This window comes from Methylobacterium sp. A52T (assembly GCF_053346095.1).
In genome coordinates this window covers 1-589 of the sequence record NZ_JBKFBI010000304.1, presented here as the reverse complement: position 1 = coordinate 589, position 589 = coordinate 1, and the positions used below count along the sequence as shown (strand labels likewise).

Annotated in this window: 1 rRNA gene; it reads right to left on the bottom strand. The window is 60.3% G+C overall.

Annotation, left to right across the window (positions count from 1 at the left end):
- Nucleotides 1–472: 472 nt before the first annotated feature.
- Nucleotides 473–589: ribosomal RNA gene (locus tag ACLBYE_RS30520) — 16S ribosomal RNA — on the bottom strand; the annotation flags it as partial.

Below are 589 nucleotides of genomic sequence, written 5' to 3'. Positions count from 1 at the left end.
CCGAATGCTCTTAAGGCACTTGATCGCTCTCGTGATCGATGTCCGTTCTTTTGTCACTGGGTCCAGAGGATCCAGCGCAAAAGTCTGACACGGTCACAAAAAGACCAGTGGCAGATCCGTTTCCGGACCCACCACCGTATGCTTGCCGAACATGACCGCCAGGGTTCACAGCTTTCGCTGCCCCAACGGCCACATTCCCTCTTCACGATGTCACTGATGCCTTCGCCAAACAGCACGTCCAGCCGAACCTGACGGCCCTCGCTGATCCTTGCTGCGGCAAACGCAATGTCCGGACAGGCTCGACGCTCGGACACGACGGGCGCGTCAGCGGAGCTTGAACTGTCCGGTACGAGAAAGAGAAACGAGGACGGCGCGTGTCCCGCCAAGGGGCTCTGACTGAGCCCTGATATCCTAATGACGCCGTCCGAGGAGCGGACCGGAAGACCGGTCATCCTGCTGTCGGCATCCTTAGAAAGGAGGTGATCCAGCCGCAGGTTCCCCTACGGCTACCTTGTTACGACTTCACCCCAGTCGCTGACCCTACCGTGGTCGCCTGCCTCCTCGCGGTTGGCGCAGCGCCGTCGGGTAA